Annotated in this window: 17 protein-coding genes; 12 read left to right on the top strand and 5 right to left on the bottom strand. The window is 71.2% G+C overall.

Annotated features, from left to right (window positions below):
- Positions 1 to 111 precede the first annotated feature (111 nt).
- From ACF1AJ_RS12140 to ACF1AJ_RS12110, 7 genes are all read left to right on the top strand, one after another.
- Positions 112 to 978, top strand: a complete 867-nt coding sequence (locus ACF1AJ_RS12140; protein WP_391507596.1) for an ABC transporter substrate-binding protein — start codon at positions 112 to 114, stop codon at positions 976 to 978.
- 18 nt (positions 979 to 996) lie between these two features.
- The gene (locus tag ACF1AJ_RS12135; RefSeq protein ID WP_309855840.1) at positions 997 to 1,785 is read left to right on the top strand and encodes an amino acid ABC transporter permease; all 789 of its coding nucleotides are present in this window, start codon (positions 997 to 999) and stop codon (positions 1,783 to 1,785) included.
- A complete protein-coding gene (locus ACF1AJ_RS12130; protein ID WP_309855842.1) occupies positions 1,782 to 2,552 on the top strand; it encodes an amino acid ABC transporter ATP-binding protein in 771 nt (256 codons plus the stop codon). Before ACF1AJ_RS12135 ends, ACF1AJ_RS12130 begins: the two co-directional genes overlap by 4 nt.
- Positions 2,549 to 3,553: a Gfo/Idh/MocA family oxidoreductase gene (locus ACF1AJ_RS12125; protein WP_391507595.1), complete on the top strand. Its 1,005-nt coding sequence runs from the start codon at positions 2,549 to 2,551 to the stop codon at positions 3,551 to 3,553. Before ACF1AJ_RS12130 ends, ACF1AJ_RS12125 begins: the two co-directional genes overlap by 4 nt.
- A gap of 5 nt (positions 3,554 to 3,558) precedes the next feature.
- Entirely contained in the window at positions 3,559 to 4,689 is a 1,131-nt protein-coding gene (locus ACF1AJ_RS12120; protein ID WP_391507594.1) for an NAD(P)/FAD-dependent oxidoreductase, read from the top strand.
- A gap of 131 nt (positions 4,690 to 4,820) precedes the next feature.
- Positions 4,821 to 5,450: an HAD-IA family hydrolase gene (locus ACF1AJ_RS12115; protein WP_391507593.1), complete on the top strand. Its 630-nt coding sequence runs from the start codon at positions 4,821 to 4,823 to the stop codon at positions 5,448 to 5,450.
- A 47-nt stretch (positions 5,451 to 5,497) separates the two neighbouring features.
- Complete coding sequence (locus ACF1AJ_RS12110; protein WP_391507592.1) at positions 5,498 to 6,376, top strand: alpha/beta fold hydrolase; 879 nt, start codon at positions 5,498 to 5,500, stop codon at positions 6,374 to 6,376.
- A 21-nt stretch (positions 6,377 to 6,397) separates the two neighbouring features.
- On the opposite strand, the gene ACF1AJ_RS12105 is transcribed toward ACF1AJ_RS12110, so the two are convergent.
- Together ACF1AJ_RS12105 and ACF1AJ_RS12100 are read right to left on the bottom strand one after the other, a co-directional pair.
- Positions 6,398 to 6,850: a hypothetical protein gene (locus tag ACF1AJ_RS12105; RefSeq protein ID WP_391507591.1), complete on the bottom strand. Its 453-nt coding sequence runs from the start codon at positions 6,848 to 6,850 to the stop codon at positions 6,398 to 6,400.
- On the bottom strand, positions 6,847 to 7,872 hold the full coding sequence (locus ACF1AJ_RS12100) for a glycoside hydrolase family 6 protein (RefSeq protein ID WP_391507590.1): 1,026 nt from the start codon (positions 7,870 to 7,872) through the stop codon (positions 6,847 to 6,849). Before ACF1AJ_RS12100 ends, ACF1AJ_RS12105 begins: the two co-directional genes overlap by 4 nt.
- 225 nt (positions 7,873 to 8,097) lie before the next feature.
- Between ACF1AJ_RS12100 and ACF1AJ_RS12095 the strand changes: the two genes are divergently transcribed.
- Entirely contained in the window at positions 8,098 to 8,571 is a 474-nt protein-coding gene (locus ACF1AJ_RS12095) for a hypothetical protein (RefSeq protein WP_354480431.1), read from the top strand.
- 22 nt (positions 8,572 to 8,593) lie between these two features.
- Here the strand turns inward: ACF1AJ_RS12095 and ACF1AJ_RS12090 are convergent, their stop codons facing one another.
- Complete coding sequence (locus ACF1AJ_RS12090; RefSeq protein ID WP_309855858.1) at positions 8,594 to 9,154, bottom strand: ATP-dependent Clp protease proteolytic subunit; 561 nt, start codon at positions 9,152 to 9,154, stop codon at positions 8,594 to 8,596.
- A gap of 149 nt (positions 9,155 to 9,303) precedes the next feature.
- Between ACF1AJ_RS12090 and ACF1AJ_RS12085 the strand changes: the two genes are divergently transcribed.
- Together ACF1AJ_RS12085 and ACF1AJ_RS12080 are read left to right on the top strand one after the other, a co-directional pair.
- Positions 9,304 to 10,455 carry an alpha/beta fold hydrolase gene (locus ACF1AJ_RS12085; RefSeq protein ID WP_391507589.1) on the top strand — a complete coding sequence of 384 codons (1,152 nt, stop codon included), beginning with the start codon at positions 9,304 to 9,306 and terminating at the stop codon, positions 10,453 to 10,455.
- Positions 10,456 to 10,475: 20 nt separating this feature from the next.
- The gene (locus ACF1AJ_RS12080; protein ID WP_391507588.1) at positions 10,476 to 11,240 is read left to right on the top strand and encodes an IclR family transcriptional regulator; all 765 of its coding nucleotides are present in this window, start codon (positions 10,476 to 10,478) and stop codon (positions 11,238 to 11,240) included.
- Positions 11,241 to 11,344: 104 nt separating this feature from the next.
- Here ACF1AJ_RS12080 and ACF1AJ_RS12075 read toward each other — a convergent pair whose 3' ends face one another.
- On the bottom strand, positions 11,345 to 12,250 hold the full coding sequence (locus ACF1AJ_RS12075) for an MBL fold metallo-hydrolase (protein WP_391507587.1): 906 nt from the start codon (positions 12,248 to 12,250) through the stop codon (positions 11,345 to 11,347).
- Positions 12,251 to 12,336: 86 nt separating this feature from the next.
- On the opposite strand from ACF1AJ_RS12075, the gene ACF1AJ_RS12070 reads away from it, so the two are divergent.
- A complete protein-coding gene (locus ACF1AJ_RS12070; RefSeq protein ID WP_391507586.1) occupies positions 12,337 to 13,536 on the top strand; it encodes a glutathionylspermidine synthase family protein in 1,200 nt (399 codons plus the stop codon).
- Positions 13,529 to 14,101 (top strand): hypothetical protein, encoded by a 573-nt coding sequence (locus ACF1AJ_RS12065; RefSeq protein WP_391507585.1) that lies wholly within the window; start codon positions 13,529 to 13,531, stop codon positions 14,099 to 14,101. Before ACF1AJ_RS12070 ends, ACF1AJ_RS12065 begins: the two co-directional genes overlap by 8 nt.
- Here the strand turns inward: ACF1AJ_RS12065 and ACF1AJ_RS12060 are convergent.
- Positions 14,098 to 15,990 carry an FAD-binding monooxygenase gene (locus ACF1AJ_RS12060; protein ID WP_391508753.1) on the bottom strand — a complete coding sequence of 631 codons (1,893 nt, stop codon included), beginning with the start codon at positions 15,988 to 15,990 and terminating at the stop codon, positions 14,098 to 14,100. The two genes, ACF1AJ_RS12065 and ACF1AJ_RS12060, sit on opposite strands and share 4 nt — an antisense overlap.
- Between the last annotated feature and the right edge of the window lie 124 nt (positions 15,991 to 16,114).

The following is a 16,114-nucleotide window of genomic DNA, read 5'->3' as shown; positions in this document are numbered from 1 at the left end:
AGACCGGTCTCAGCGTAATCGCCAGAGACCGGTCTCAGCAACCCGCACCGATCGACGAGGATCGCACGTCCCGTTTCTCGCCGACCATCCCCAGACGATTGGACCCCCGCAGTGAAACGACGCACCTTCCTCCGGCCGGCCGGACTGCTGGCCGCCGCGGCCACCGCCGCCCTGGTCCTCGCTGCCTGCAGCGCCGGCGGCGCCTCCGGCTCCGCCACCAAGGACAACCCCTACGGCCTCATCGAAGCCGGCACGGTCCGTGTCGCCAGCCTCGGCGATGCCAAGCCGTACACCTTCACCGACGCCAAGGGCGACTTCACCGGCTTCGACGTCGAACTGTTCACCGACGTCGCCAAGCGCGCCGGTCTCGGCAAGGCCGTCTTCACCGGCCAGGACTTCTCCGGTCTGCTCGCCGCTGTCGCGAACCACCAGTTCGACGTGGGCGTCGCCGCGATCGGCATCACCGACGAGCGCAAGAAGACGGTCGACTTCTCCGACGGCTACCTCGCGGGCTACCTCACCGTGCTCACGACCAAGGCCGGCGGCATCGACTCGGCGAAGGACCTCGCCGGGAAGCGCCTCGGTGTCGTGCAGGGCACCCTCCAGGAGGCGTACGCCGTGAAGAACTTCCCCAAGGCGAACCTCGTCCGCTTCCCCGACAACAACGCGGCCGTCTCGGCGGTCAACAGCGGCTCGGTGGACGCGCACTTCCTCGACTACGAGGCGGCGAAGAGCTACGTCGCCCAGTACCCGACGCTGAAGGACGCCGTGGACATCCCGTCGTTCGACGCCCCCGCCGGCTTCGCCATCGCCAAGGGCAACCCCGCCCTGAAGAGCGCGCTGAACAAGGCGCTCCACGAGGCGATGGAGGACGGCACCTGGAAGAAGCTCTACCAGAAGTGGTTCCCCGGGTCGCCGATGCCGACCCAGTACCTGCCGAAGGCCGAGCAGACCTCGACGCCGACCACGTCGAAGTAGGAGCTCAGGGAGATCCCCATGGACTGGCTGACCACCATCACGCACACCTTCTTCGACATCCCGTCGATGCTGCAGGTCTTCCCGCAGCTCCTCGGCGTCGGACTCGTCAACACGCTGATCATCTCGATCGCGGCGACCGTCATCGGCGTCGTGCTCGGCATGGTGGTCGCCGTCATGGGGATCTCCACCTCGCGCTGGCTCCGCATCCCCGCCCGCATCTACACGGACGTGTTCCGCGGGCTCCCGGCGATCCTCACCATCCTGCTCATCGGCCAGGGCTTCGCCCGGTTCTCGCAGTCGATCTTCGGGCCGTCCCCGTACCCGCTCGGCATCCTGGCGCTTTCACTGATCGCCGCCGCGTACATCGGCGAGATCTTCCGCGCCGGCATTCAGAGCGTCGACCGGGGACAGCTCGAGGCCTGTCGTGCACTCGGCCTCAGCTACGCCAAGGCCATGGCCCTCGTGGTCGTGCCGCAGGGCATCCGTCGAGTACTCCCCGCCCTCGTCAACCAGTTCATCGCCATCGTGAAGGACTCCAGCCTCGTGTACTTCCTCGGGCTGCTGGTGGGCGAGCGGGAGCTGTTCCGCGTCGGCCAGGACGCCGCGGTGCTGACCGGCAACCTGTCGCCGCTGGTGCTCGCCGGACTGTTCTACCTCGTGATCACCGTGCCGCTGACGCACCTCGTGAACTACTTCGACAACCGGTTCCGCACCGGACGACGCAAGCCGGCTCCGCCGAAGAGCGGACTGGACGAGCTGGATGAGGTCCAGCCGCCGGCACCCCTCACCCTCGGGAGCAACACATGACCTACACCTCTCCGCTTCCCGCGCAGCAGACGCCGGACTTCCGCGGCTCCGCGCTCGACCTCGTCGACCTGACGATGGCCTACGGCGACATCGACGTGCTCCGGGGCGTCAGCATCTCCGTCGCACCCGGCACCACCACCTGCGTCATCGGCCCCTCCGGGTCGGGCAAGTCGACGATGCTCCGCGGCATCAACCGGCTGCACGAGCCGAAGAGCGGGGATGTGCGCCTCGACGGCGAGAGCATCCTCGGGACGAAGCCGGATGTGCTCCGCCGCCGCATCGGCCTGGTATTCCAGCACTTCAACCTGTTCCCCGACCACACCGCCCTGCAGAACGTCATGCTCGCGCTGCGGTCGGTGAAGCGGATGCCGAAGGCGGAGGCGCAGCGGATCGCCGAGGAGCGCCTCGTCGAGGTCGGACTCGGCGAGCGGATGGACCACCGGCCCCGCGACCTCTCCGGCGGCCAGCAGCAGCGCGTCGCGATCGCCCGCGCTCTCGCCATGGAGCCCGAGGTCATGCTGTTCGACGAGGTCACCAGCGCCCTCGACCCGGAGCTCGTGAAGGGCGTGCTGAACCTCATGGCCGACCTGGGCCGCCGCGGCATGACGATGGTCGTCGTCACCCACGAGATGAACTTCGCCCGCAAGGTCGCCGACCAGGTCGTGTTCATGGACGAGGGCCGGGTCGTCGAGGCGGGACGGCCGGACGACCTGTTCGACCGGCCGCAGAGCCCGCGCCTGCAGCGCTTCCTCTCGGAGGTGCTGTGATCCGCGTCGGCCTGATCGGCTACGGCGTCGCCGGCCGCGTGTTCCACGCGCCGTTCCTCGCGGCGGACCCCGCCTTCGAGCTCGCGGCGGTCGTCACCTCGCAGACGGACCGGCTGGCCGCCGAGCATCCCGGCGCGACGGCGGTGCCGGACGTGGATGCGCTGCTCGCGCATCCCGGGCTCGACCTGGTGGTCGTCGCCTCGCCGACCCCGCTGCACGTCGCCCACGCGACGGCCGCCATCGATGCGGGACTGGCGACGGTCGTCGACAAGCCGTTCGCGCCGGACACGGCCGCCGGCCGCGCCCTGATCGAGCGCGCCGAAGCGGCGAGCGTTCCGTTCACCGTCTTCCAGAACCGCCGCTGGGACGGCGACTTCCTCACCCTGCGGCGTCTCGTCGGCGACGGGACGCTGGGCGACGTCCGCCGCTTCGAGTCGCGGTTCGAGTGGTGGAAGCCCGCGGCCGACGAGTCGTGGAAGTCGACCACCTCCGCGCAGGAAGGCGGCGGCATCCTCTTCGACCTCGGCGCGCACCTCATCGACCAGGCTCTGCTGCTGTTCGGTCCGGCCCGGGTGACGCACGCCGAGCTGCGCAACCGCCGCCAGGCGGGCGCCGACGACGACGTGTTCGTCGTGCTCGAGCACAACGCCGGCACCACCAGCCAGCTCTGGATGAGCGCCGTCGCGCCCATCGCCGGGCCGCGGTTCCGCGTGCTCGGCTCGCGCTCCGGCTTCGTCACCTGGGGTCTCGACCCGCAGGAAGGGCAACTCGCCGGCGGCACCCTTCCCGGCGACCCGCGGTTCGGACAGGCGAGCGCTCCCGGTCGCCTCGGCACGGACGCGCATCCCGACGAGGTTCCGCTCGTTCCCGGCGACTACGCGGCCTTCTACCGCGAGCTCGGCGCCGCGCTCCAAGACGGAACACCGCTTCCGGTGGACCCGCGGGAGAGCCTGGCGGCCCTCGAACTGATCGACACCATCCACACGCTGAACCGAAAGTGAGCACCATGACCGCACCATCCATCCGCACACGCGTCGTCGTCATCGGCGGCGGCATCCTCGGCGTCTCGACGGCCACCCAGCTGGTTCGCTCCGGCGCCGAGGTGACGCTGCTGACCGAGGCGGAACTCGCCAGCGGCGCTAGCGGACGCTCGCTCTCCTGGCTGAACACGGCCGGCCTGCGCTCACCGGAGTACCACGCCCTGCGTCAGCTCGGCATCGACCGCTACCGCACGCTCGCGGCGCGCGCCGACGTCGCGGAGTTCCTGCGCTTCGACGGCGGGCTGACCTGGGCGCCGGAGGGCGAGTCGTTCGCGCACATCCTGGAGCACGAGCGCGCCATCGGCTACGACGCCCAGTGGCTCAGTGCCGATGACATCGCCGAGTGGGCCCCCGGGGTCGACCCGGCGGCCATCGCCTCCGAGGGGGCCATCTTCAACCCGGGCGAGGGCTGGGTAGACCTGCCGTCGCTCATCGCGTACCTCGCGGCGGAGTTCACGTCGCGCGGCGGAACCCTGATCACCAACGCCGGACACGTCGAGGTCGTAGTGGAGGACGGCCGGGCGGTCGGCGCCGTCACGCCTGACGGCCGTCGCTTCGACGCCGACGCCGTGCTGCTCGCGACCGGCCCGGGCGTGCCCGCGCAGGTGGCCGAGCACGGCGTGACGATCGAGGACGGCAGCCCGGAGGCGCTCCTCGTCTGGACGAAGCCCGTCCAGACCGAGTTGACGGCCGTGCTGAACACGCCCAACGTCGCGGTCCGGCCGACGCCGACCGGTGCGCTGGCGCTCGACTCGGCCTGGTCGGAGGAGGCGCTGATCGTCGGCGACGACGGCTCCGTGACCGTGCCGGACGGCATCGTCGACCGCCTGCTGGAGGAGGCGTCGCGCGTGCTCGCCGGTCACCCGGCGCTGGAGCTGGACGGCTTCGGCATCGGCGGCAAGCCCATCCCCGGCGACGGCGAGCCCGTGCTCGGCGAGCTGGAGCAGATCGACGGCTACTTCGTGGCCTTCACCCACAGCGGCGCGACGCTCGGGCTGATCGCGGGCGAGCTCCTCGCCCGCGAGATCCTGAACGGCGAGAAGTCGCCGCTCCTCGACACGTTCCGCCCGGCGCGCTTCTCGGCCGCCCTGGTGTGAACGTCGCGGAGGGGGCCCGCCGCTCCGGCGGCACCGTGGGATGGGCCCCCTCCGCCCCCTTTCGTCGCGCTTCTCGTCGCCGTTCTCGTCTGGCCGGGGCCGCATCCCCTGCCGTCTCCTAAGCTCGGAGCGTGGATGAGATCTCGGCGGCCGGCTTCCTGTTCGACATGGATGGGACTCTCGTCGACTCGACGGCGGTGGTCGAATCCGTCTGGACGGCCTTCGCCGACCGCCACGGACTGGATGCGACCGCGCTCCTCGCGTACGCCCACGGACGGCAGGCGGTCGACACCGTCGCGCACTTCCTCCCCGCACTGACCGACGAGGAGCGGGCCGAGCTGGTCGGTGCACTCGTCGCGGAGGAGGTCACCCGCACCGACGGCATCGTCGAGATCCCGGGTGCGGTCGCTCTGCTCCGTCGCCTCGTGGCCGACGGAGCGCCGGTCGCCGTGGTGACCAGTGCGCCGCGCGAGCTGGCCGTCGGCCGGCTCCGCGCCGCCGGGGTCACCGTGCCCGACGTGCTCGTCGCCGCGGAGGACGTCACCCGAGGAAAGCCGGATCCCGAGGGCTACCTCCGCGCGGCCGAGCAGCTCGGCGTGCCGATCGCCGACTGCGTCGTGTTCGAGGATGCGGAGGCCGGGATCGCCGCGGCCGTGGCGTCCGGCGCACATGTCGTCGTCGTCGGATCGCACGAATCGACGGTCACCGCGGGCCTCGACCGGCTCACCGACTACGCCGGATTCCGGGCCGCGCTGCGCTGACAGGTACTGCATTGCGCGAGGGCGCCTGAGGCGAGCAGGATCGCGCCATGAGCACCAAGAGCGTGCCGCGGCGCGTCCCGCGCCGACCGGCGTCGAGCCTCTCCGAACGGTGGACCGTCGTCGACGGGGTCGACGTGTTCTACCGCGAGTCTCCGAACCCGCCGAACGCCCCGGCGATGATGCACGTGCACGGCTTCGGGCTCTCCGGCCGGTACCTGCTGCCGACCGCCGAGCGTCTCGCGAACGAGTTCCACACCCTCGTCCCGGACCTCCCGGGGTTCGGCCGGAGCGGCAAGGTCCCAGAGGGTCTCGACATCCCCGATCTCGCGCGAGACGCGGCGCGCTTTCTCGACGACCGGGGCATCGACAAGGTCACGCTCGTCGGCAACTCGATGGGCTGCCCGGTCATCCTCGAGTTCGCGCACCACTATCCCGAGCGCATCGAGCGTGCCGTCCTCGTCTCGCCGGCGGGAGGCGTCTACAACCGGCCGCTGCGTCGGGCCATCGGCCAGCTGACCCGGGACGGAGGGCGCGAGCCGCCCCGGATGATGAGGGTGGCGACGCCGGACTACCTCCGCTTCGGGGTTCCGAGCACGTTCAAGATGTTCAGCGCCCTCACCTCCTACCCGTCGCTGGAGCGGCTGCTGGAGCTGCACATCCCGACGCTCGTGGTGATCGGCGACCGCGACCCACTCCTGCCCGGACCGGAGCGGGTGCAGGAGATCGCGTCGGCGACGGACAATCACGTTCTAGTGGTGCGGATCGAGGGAGCGGCGCACGCGATCAACTTCAGCCATCCCGGCGAGCTGGCCCACATCATCCGGCTCTTCATGGCCGACCAGCCGATCGTCGACGACCCCGATTCGCCCGGGCACGCGAGCCTGTACGAGATCCACCGCGGGCGGCACCTCCCGCCGACGGAGTAGCGGCGGCTCAGGTCGAGGGGCTCAGGAGCGCTGGAAGGATGCGGCGCCCGCGCAGAGCCGCGCCCGCACCCAGCCGCCGGTGTCGCTCAGCGGCAGTTCGCCCGAGCGGACGGAGCGCACGAAGTCGAGCGCGAGATCGGTGAGCCGGCCGTCGGCGGTGTCGGGCGCATCCCGGCCGACGTGGATGGACAGCCAACGGGCGAGGCGCGGTCCCACGCGAGCGGCGACCGACACGATCCCGGCGAAGTGGCGCGCCTGGCCCTCCGTCCCGTCGTCGACGTGCCGGCGGAAGCCGCGGCCTCGGATGCGGTTGGAGCCGCCCCGCCCGGCGTCGAGGAACCAGAACGGACCGCGCCGGACACCTGCGACCTCGTGGCCCAGGTCACGCAGGAACCGCCCCGGCGACAGCGGCGGGGTGCGCGCGGCGAGGCGGTCGCAGGCAGCGGCGAGCTGTTCGCAGGCGCTGCCGGTCACTTGTCGCGGCCGTTCACGAGCGCCTCCGCGCCGGCCTGCCACCAGACGCCCGCGGCCGGACCGCCGTTGCAGCTGCCGTCGCTGACGCCGGGATGCTTCACCCAGAGCAGCGCATCCAGCTTGCCGTCGCTTCCCTCCGTCACCTTCGGGTCCTGGCCGAGAGCAGCGCCCGGGGGGTTGCACCAGGTGCCCGTCCAGCCCTTGCCGTTACGGGAGACGTCGATGACGTAGTGCTTCCAGCCGACCTTCGACGAGAGACGGCCGGCGTAGTCCCGCTCGCGCTGAGTGGTGTCGAAGTTCGAGACGTTGGTGAAGAAGCCGTGGGCCTCCTCGATGTTCGCGCGCTTCAGCCAGGCGGCCTGGTCGTCGGCCGACAGCCAGCGGGCGTTCCCGCCGTCGAGGTAGGTGGCGACGCCCGCCCCTTCGAGGATGCTCACCGATTCGCGCAGCAACGGAAGACGGACCTCCGCCGAGCCCGCGCACTTCTCGGACGACAGCATGGCGAGCGAGTCGGGCTCCAGCAGGACGACCGCGCCGCTGCCCCGCAGAGTGGATGCCATGGTGCGGATCCATGGCAGGTACTGGTCCGCGGTGAGGCCGCCTTTCGAGTAGCCGCCGCAGTCGCGGTTCGGGATGCCGTAGGCGACGAAGACCGGGGTGGCCTTCTGCTCGCGCGCCTCAGTGATGTCCTTGCTGAGCTCTGTCACCAGGCGGTCGCCCTGGAACCACTCGCCGAGCCAGACCGCCGTCGGCACGGCGGCGATCTGATCGGCGACGGCCGCACCGGCGGTGTCTCCGAGGCCGAGCAGGCGCTTCTGCGCCGCCGCGGCCTCGGTGTTCGGATCGAGGTACAGCCGCGGCGACGCGAACGCGGGCGCCTGGCGGTCGGTGGTCGGCGGTGGGCTGGAGGGGGTGCTCGGCGCCGGGGCCGGCGTTGCGGCCTTCAGGCCGACGCCCACGGCCGCGGCGACCGCGATGAGGGCGAGCGCCCCCACGACTGCTGCGACGACCGGTCTCCGCATCCGCTCCCCTCCCGCGCACTCCCGGAAGTCCACACCCTAACAGCGCTGGGTGGACCGCATCCGTGTCGCCCGGATTGGGGTACAGAATCATGTCCTCCAAACGACCCACAGACCGGTCTTTCTGGCTATGCTCGCGGATGTCACACCCGAGTTACTGTCTTGAGCCCCGCGGGAGCCGACCCGAAACCGGTCCGCGGGAGAACCCGAACGCGCAAAGGACGTATCGTGCACACCACCCTGCCCTACAACCATGCCCACGACCGGGCCCAGCTGCTGGCCCGCCGCCACGAGCGCGACCTGCACTGGGCGAAGGAGCGCCGTCGTCAGCACGAGCGCGAGAACGCGGAGGCCCGGGCGCTGCTCGCGACGCATCCGCTGCGGCTCGCCCGCGTCACGCTGTGGACCGCCGGCACGGCGCTCGTCGTGATCGGTGCCGCCTGGGCGGTCGCCCTCGCCGTGACCGCCCCCGGGTGGCAGGCGGCGGTCGACGGCGCGGGCGCCGCGCTGGCTCTGGCGGTGCTGCTCGCCTCCGCGATCTCGCTCGGGCGTCTTCGGGCTCGTCGGGCGGCCGCACGCGCGCTGCTGCGGAGCAGGGACGCGCGCCTCTCGCACACGCAGTACCACATCCACGAGAGCGTGCACTCGTTCATCGACGCCCGGGTGGATGTGGTCAACACCCGGCAGCCCGTCTCCGCCTGACGGCGCGGCGGCTGGAGGGCGGCTACGGCTTGAGCGCCGTCGTCGAGCCGACCACCTCATCCACGAAGCCGTAGTCGCGAGCCTCGTCGGCGGTGAACCAGCGGTCGCGGTCGCCGTCTTCGATGATCTGCTCCACCGGACGGCCCGTCTGCTCGCTGGTGAGCTCGGCCATCCGCCGCTTGAAGTGCAGGATCTGCTTCGCCTGCGTCTGGATGTCGGCCGAGGTGCCGCCGAAGCCGCCGTGCGGCTGATGCATGACCACGGAGGAGTTCGGGAGGGCGTAGCGCTTGCCGCGCTTGCCCGACGACAGCAGGAACTGGCCCATGGAGGCGGCGAAGCCGAGCGCGAGCGTGGCGACGTCGGCCTTCACGAAGTTCATGGTGTCGAAGATCGCGAACCCGGCGGTGACCGAACCGCCTGGGGAGTTGATGTAGAGGAAGATGTCGCGATCGGGCGCGATCGAGTCCAGCAGGAGCAGCTGGGCGCAGATGTCGTTGGCGACCTCGTCGGTCACCTCGCTGCCGAGGAAGACGATGCGCTCGTCGAGCAGCCGTTGCACGGGAGAGGTCTTGTCGGTGTCCATGAGCCCAGTGTGGGAGCCGCATCGGCCCGTGTCTGCGGCTTCTGCCCGTCGCGAATCTGCGCAGGGCAGACCCCGCCGTCGGACGGACCGCGTGCCAGCATGGTGGGGTGCGGAGGCGGGGGATCAGGTGGCATGCCAGGGCGAACGGTGTGCTCGTCGCCGTGCTGACGGCCGCCGTCCTCGCCGGGTGCTCCCAGGAGGTGCGCGGCGAAGAGGACCTCGCTGCGCGGCCGTACACCGGGGCCTTCTACGACGACCCGCCCGCCGCTGCGGGGAAGCCGGGCGAGATCGTACGCTCCGAGCTGGCGCCGGGCGGGCCGTTCGGCGCGACCGCATGGCGCATCCTCTTCCGCTCGACAGACCTTTCCGGCAACCCCGTCCTGAACAGCGGGATGCTGCTGGAGCCCGACGGACCGGCACCCGACGGCGGCCGGACCATCGTGTCGTGGGCGCATCCGACGACGGGGAGCGCCGAGAAGTGCGCGCCGTCCCGCTCCGTCGACCCGTACGTCTGGATCGAAGGGCTGAAGGCGCTGCTCGACCAGGGCTACGCAGTGGTGTCCACCGACTACACGGGGATGGGGGTCGACGGACCGAACTCCTACCTCGTCGGCGACACCGAAGGACGGAACGTCCTCGACGCGGCCCGTGCCGCGCGCGACTTCCTCGGGTCCGCCGCGAGCGAGCGCGTCCTGCTCTGGGGGCACTCCCAAGGTGGGCAGGCGGCACTGTTCGCGGCCCAGCTGTGGACTCAGTACGCACCGGAGCTCGACGTGCGCGCGGTCGCCGTCGCCGCCCCCGCGACGGACCTGGCGTCCCTCATGCGCGCCGACATCGGCGACGTGTCGGGGGTCAGCATCGCGTCGTACGCGTTCGATGCCTACTCGGAGGTCTACGGGGCGCCGCTCGACTCCATCCTCACGCCCGCCGCCATCGCTGCCCTGCCGACCATGAATGGCTACTGCCTGCTCACCCAGAACAGTGCCCTGCATGACGTCGCGCAGCCCCTCGTCGGCCGGTTCCTGACGGGCGATCCGGAGACGACGGAGCCGTGGGCGACCCTGCTCGCGGCCAACACGCCAGGCGATTCCGCGATCCCGGTGCCGCTGCTCGTGGCGCAAGGGCTCAGCGACAAGCTGGTGCGGCCGTCGGCGACGGCGGCCTTCGCGGATGAGCAGAAGCAGCGCGGCACGGATGTCGTCTACGACCCCATTCCGGGAGCGACGCACGGCACCGTGGCGGACAAGGCACTGCCCGCGGTGCTGCGGTTCTTCGATCGCCTGGACGGATCGGGCGGCTGATTGTTTCTATAATCGAACACATGCCTTCCGCCGATGCCGCGCAGCCCTCTGCCGCGCAGCCCTCTGCCGCGCAGCCCTCTGCCGAGACGACCACGCAGACGCCACCGCTGCAGACCCTGTCGCGCGGCATCCGGATGCTCGAACTGATCGCCGACGCGGGGGAACCGCTCAGCATCCCGGTGATCGCGTCTCGGCTGGGGCTGCACCGTTCGATCACGTATCGCATCCTCCGCACGCTCGAGGAGCACGGGCTGGTCGTGCGCGACGCGGCCGGTGCTGTCGAGCTCGGGCCGCGGATGGCGACGCTCGCGCGATCGGTGTCGCGCGACCTGCAGTCGGCCGCCCTCCCGCAACTGACGGCCGTCGCGAACGAGCTCACGATGACGGCCTTCCTCGCGGTGCTCGACCGCCATGACGTGGTCACGCTCGTGACTGTCGAGCCGTCGCACGCGCACGCGACGGTGGCCCAGCGCCCGGGCACGCGGCATCCCCTCGCGTCGGGGGCGCCGGGGATCGCCATCCAGTCCGCCCTGACCGAGGCGCAGTGGCGGGCGCTGCCGGGAGAGCATCCCCGCGACGACGCCGCGCTCGCGCAACGCCGGGGATATGCGACCAGCCACGACGAGGTGATCGCCGGGCTCGCGTCGATCGCCGTGCCGGTCGTCGCGCCCGGGCAACCGGTGGCGGCGCTCGCCGTCGTCTATGTCGCGAACGACGTGGACGCCGCCGCCATCGGCGCGCGCCTGCGTACCGCCGCCGCCGCCATCGAGTCCGACCTCCGCTGACCCCCTCCCACCCACCGTCGAGTCCGCATACTTTGCACGTCGGGGCGGCGTTTCGTGTGCAAATTGTGCGGACTCGACGGTGGGGGAAGGGCGAGAGAGCGGGATCAGGGGGCGACGAAGTCGCGGTGCTGGGCGGTCTGCGAGAGGGCGGAGAGCAGGGTGAAGCCCGAGAGGGCGTCCCAGCCGCCGGTCCAGGTGAGGTCGCGCGCGATCTCCCAGACGGTGCCGCCGGGATGCGCCGCGACCTCACGGGACCGGCGCAGGTGGTGCTCGCGCAGGGCGCCCGTTCGCTCCGCTAGTCCGGTGAACGGATGCTCGTGCCCGGGCAGTGCGAGCGCGTCCAATTCGCCGATGCGGTTGAGGCCGGCGAGGTAGTCCACGATCGGGTTCGTGGCGGTCGGGCCGCCGAGGCCGAGACCGGAGTTGACGGTCGGCAGCACGTGGTCTCCGGTGAAGACGAGCCCGGCATCCTCGTCGTGGAGGCACAGATGGCCGGGAGTGTGCCCGGGCGTCCACAACGCGCGGAGGCGACGGCCCGGGATGTCGAGGATGTCCCCGTCCGCGAGCACGGCGTCGGGCGCGGGCAGTCCCGCCGCGACAGGGGAGGCGACGGCCGCCAGCAGTTCCGGACGGCGGTCGGCCGGGACGCCCCACGCGTCCACGTCCGGCGCCGGGACCCCGCGGGCGAGCGCCGCGGCGGCCTCGGCCTCGCGCGCGTGCATCAGCAGGGCGGCGCCGCTCGCGGCACGCACCGCCGCGGCGCCTCCCGCGTGGTCGGCATGGAGGTGCGTGATGACGATCGAGGCGATGTCGCGCGGGGTGCGCCCCAGCGCATCCACCGCGTCCAGGAGGGTACGGGTCGCGACGTCCGTCGGAGAGCCGGGATCGATGACGTGAAGGCGTCCGTCATCGTCCTCGACGAGGTACGCGAGGCTGTACGGCAGCCCGCCTCGGGGCATCGGGACGCGCACGGCATGCACGCCCTCTGCGATGGTCTCGAAGCGGTCCACGACCGTCAGGCTAGACCGCCGTCGTCCCGACGCCCCGTTCGGTTACGCTGTGGTGTTCGACAACACCGGCGGGGAGGGGGCGGGACATGCGGCGTGTGGATTCGACGCCCCGAGCCGACTGGCGGTCGCGGCTGGACGAGATCGGGTTCACGTTCTACGACCTGCCGTCCGAGGGCGGGCGCCCCTACTGGAACGAGACCGCCGCCTACGCGTTCACCATGGCGGAGGTCGAGCTGATCGAGGCGGCGACGCAGGAGCTCTTCGATCGCTGCATGGATGCCGTCGAGCACGTCGTCCGCGAGCGCCGGTTCGCCGAGTTCGGCATCCCGTCGCGGTTCCACGATCTGGTGGCCGACTCCTGGGATGCGGACGACCCGACCGTCTACGGCCGTTTCGACCTCGCGTACGACGGTGCGGGAACGGTGAAGCTGCTCGAGTTCAACGCGGACACCCCCACGTCGCTGGTGGAGTCGGCTGTCGCCCAGTGGCAGTGGCTGGCCGAGGTCCGGGGAGAGGGCTCCGATCAGTTCAACTCGCTGCACGAGCAGCTCATCGAGCAGTGGGAGCACATCCGTCGTGAGCGCTGGGGCCTGCCGGAGGGCTCCCGGCTGCACCTCGCCTCCCTGCACGACACGGGTGACGGCGCCCTCATCGTGGAGGACTTCGAGACCGTCGCCTACATGGCCGAGACCGCCGCCGCCGCGGGCTTCGACCCCAAGCTGGTGTTCGTCGAAGACCTGCAGTGGGATGTCGATACGGCCCGCTTCCTCGACGCCGACGGCGAGCACGTCCGCCGCATCTTCAAGCTGTACCCGTGGGAGTGGATGGTGAACGAGCAGTTCGGCGGCTTCCTGCTGCAGAGCCGCGAGAGCACCCGCTGGGTCGAACCGGCGTGGAAGCTCCTGCTCAGCAACAAGCAGCTACTCGTCGTGCTGTGGGAGCTGTTCCCCGGCCACGCGAACCTGTTGCCCGCGTTCGCGGAACCCGGCGCACTGGCCGGCGAGCCGGTCGTCCGCAAACCCCGCCTCGGCCGCGAGGGCGCCAACGTCACGGTGCTCGACGCCGAGGGCGCCGTCGTGGCAGAGCAGGACGGCCCGTACGGCGATGAGGGATTCGTGTTCCAGAGACGGGCGGACTTCGCGCCCATCCCCGGCAAGACCGCCGTCATCGGCTCGTGGGTCGTCGGCGACAGCCCCGCCGGGATGGATCTGCGCGAGACCAGCGGGCCGATCACCGGCGACCTGGCCGAATTCGTCCCGCACTTCATCGAGGAGGACCGTGCGTAGTCAACGTCCCATCGCCCTCACCGGCATCGCCGCCGCGCACCGCAGCCTCCCGCGCGTCGCCTTCGGCGTGACGACCCTGGCCGCCGCGACCCTCCTGCTCGCGGGATGCGCGCCCGACGATGAGGGCACCGTCCGGGTCGCCGCCGACGGCACCAAGTACGTGCTGCCCGACGACGCCCGTCGCCCCGAGTACCGCAGCCGCGAGGACTGCATCGCCGACGTCACCGAGCAGCTGGCCGCGCTCCGGGCGGAGGGCACCGAGGTGGATGACGACCCCGCCTCGCTCTGCGAGTCCGCCGACGCGTACCCCGGGCATTACCACTCTCCGTGGATCGGGCCGATCCTGTGGGGCGCCTCGGTGTGGAACAGCAACCGCGTGGCGGCCTGGTCGCCCGTCCGCAACGGCGGCTTCTCGTGGACCAGCGCGAACCTGCAGCCGGACGTCGTGCAGCGCGCACCCGCTGGGGCGGCCGCCGGAGACCGCGCACCGCTCAAGGGCGGGTTCGGCAGCTCCGGGAAGTCGGGGATCGGCGGCGCCCGCGAGGGCGGCAGCGTCGGCGGCTAGCCGGCCAGTTCCCGGCTGAGCAGGATCGGCCGGAAGAACGCGGCCAGCTCGTCGGTGGCCGTCAGCGGCAGCACCGCGGACACGTACTGGTCGGGCCGCACGACGACGATCGCGCCACCACGGTCGATCCCGCGGACCGCGAAGATGTCGTCGTCCGGGTGGGCGGCGTACACCTTCTCGTAGTCGATGAGGCCGAACGGTCCGACGCGCGGGAGGAACAGCTCGGGGACCGTGCCGAGGTCGACCGCCGTGTGGTCCTGCTGGTAGATCACCTTGACGTCGAACCAGGCGTCCGGGTCGGCGCCCGCCGGTGTCGCGGCGAGCGGCGAGTCGGGCGACGACGACAGCCAGGCGGCGAAGTCGGCCACCGCCGAGGGCTCTCCCGCTCGGGCGGCGTCGGCGAAGACGTAGATGCGCCACCGGCCGTCGGCGCGCGCGTGATGGCCCAGGTGCACGGGGTTGCCGTCGCATACCCGCTCCACGGGGGCCGACTTGAACCGCTTGCCGACGGGGAAACCGGTCGCGAGCTCCTGGTGGCTCTGCTCCCCGACGATCAGGGACGGCGCGTACTGCGTCATGAACCCGGCCGGGAACTCCGCGGTGCGCACGTAGAAGTCCTCCAGCTCCGACGGGCTGTCGAACTCCTCGGGCTTCTTCGCCATCAGCGTCGACCACTGCTTGTCGAAGTCGATGAGGTCCTTCGCGACCACCTGCCGCTCGGCGGAGTAGGTGGCGAGCAGGCTCTCCGGGCTGCGGCCATCGAGCACGTGCCCCAGCTTCCAGCCGATGTTGAAGCCGTCCTGCATCGAGACGTTCATGCCCTGGCCGGCCTTCGCGCTGTGCGTGTGGCAGGCGTCGCCGGTGATGAAGACGCGCGGGGTGCGCATCCCGAGCTCCTCCGGCAGCACGTCGTCGAAGCGGTCGGTGAGCCGGTGACCGACCTCGTACACGCTGTGCCAGGCGACGTTGCGCACATCCAGCGTGTACGGGTGCAGGATGCGGTTGGCCTGCTCGATGATCTGGTCGATGGAGGTGGCCCGGATCGCACCCTTGTCCTCGGGCGACACCTCGCCGAGGTCGACGTACATGCGGAACAGGTAGCCGCCTTCGCGGGGGATGAGCAGGATGTTGCCCGCCTCCGACTGGATCGAGCACTTGGTGCGGATGTCCGGGAAGTCCGTGACGGCCAGCGCATCCATCACGCCCCAGGCATGGTTCGCCTGGTCGCCGGCGAGGTGGCAGCCGATCGCCTCGCGGACCTTGCTGCGGGCGCCGTCGGCGCCGACGACGTACTTCGTGCGCACGACGCGCTCGGCGCCCTCGTCCGGTCCGGCGGTCCGGCGCAGGGTGACGGCGACGGGATGCTCGCCCTCGCCGACCTCGAGCCGCACGAACTCGTAGCCGTAGTCGGGTGTCATCCGGGCGGGCGAGTTCGCCATCACCTCGGCGAAGTAGTCGAGCACCCGGGCCTGATTGACGATCAGGTGGGGGAACTCGCTCACGCCGGTGGGGTCGTCGACCGGCCGCGCGGTGCGGATGATGCGGGACGGATCGGCGGGGTCCGGCTTCCAGAACGCCATCTCGGTGATGCGGTAGGCCTCGGCGATGATCCGCTCGGCGAAGCCGAACGCCTGGAACGTCTCGACGCTGCGGGCCTGGATGCCGTCGGCCTGCCCGATGGCGAGCCGGCCCGGGCGGCGCTCCACGATCCGTGTCGTGACATTCGGGAACTGGGACAGCTGGGCTGCGGCGATCATGCCGGCCGGGCCGGTGCCCACGATGAGGACGTCCAGCTCGTCCGGCAGCTCGGCCGGCCGGTCGATCCCGGTGCCGGACGGCTCGTGGATGCGCGGATCGCCGGAGACGTAGCCGTGGTGGTGGAACTGCACGGGAACCTCACTTCGTCGTAAGTCGTTCATTATGCGAACGCACCGTTCGCATATCGCCCGACCAGAGTACCCCATCCCGAAATGTCTGCGCCGCGTAGCTTTGTGCAACAGAAGGCGTCGCAGC

Origin of the sequence: Leifsonia sp. NPDC014704, assembly GCF_043083605.1 — a bacterium.
In the GTDB taxonomy this organism is placed as follows: Bacteria; Actinomycetota; Actinomycetes; order Actinomycetales; family Microbacteriaceae; genus Leifsonia.
This window is presented reverse-complemented; position numbering and strand designations above follow the sequence as displayed.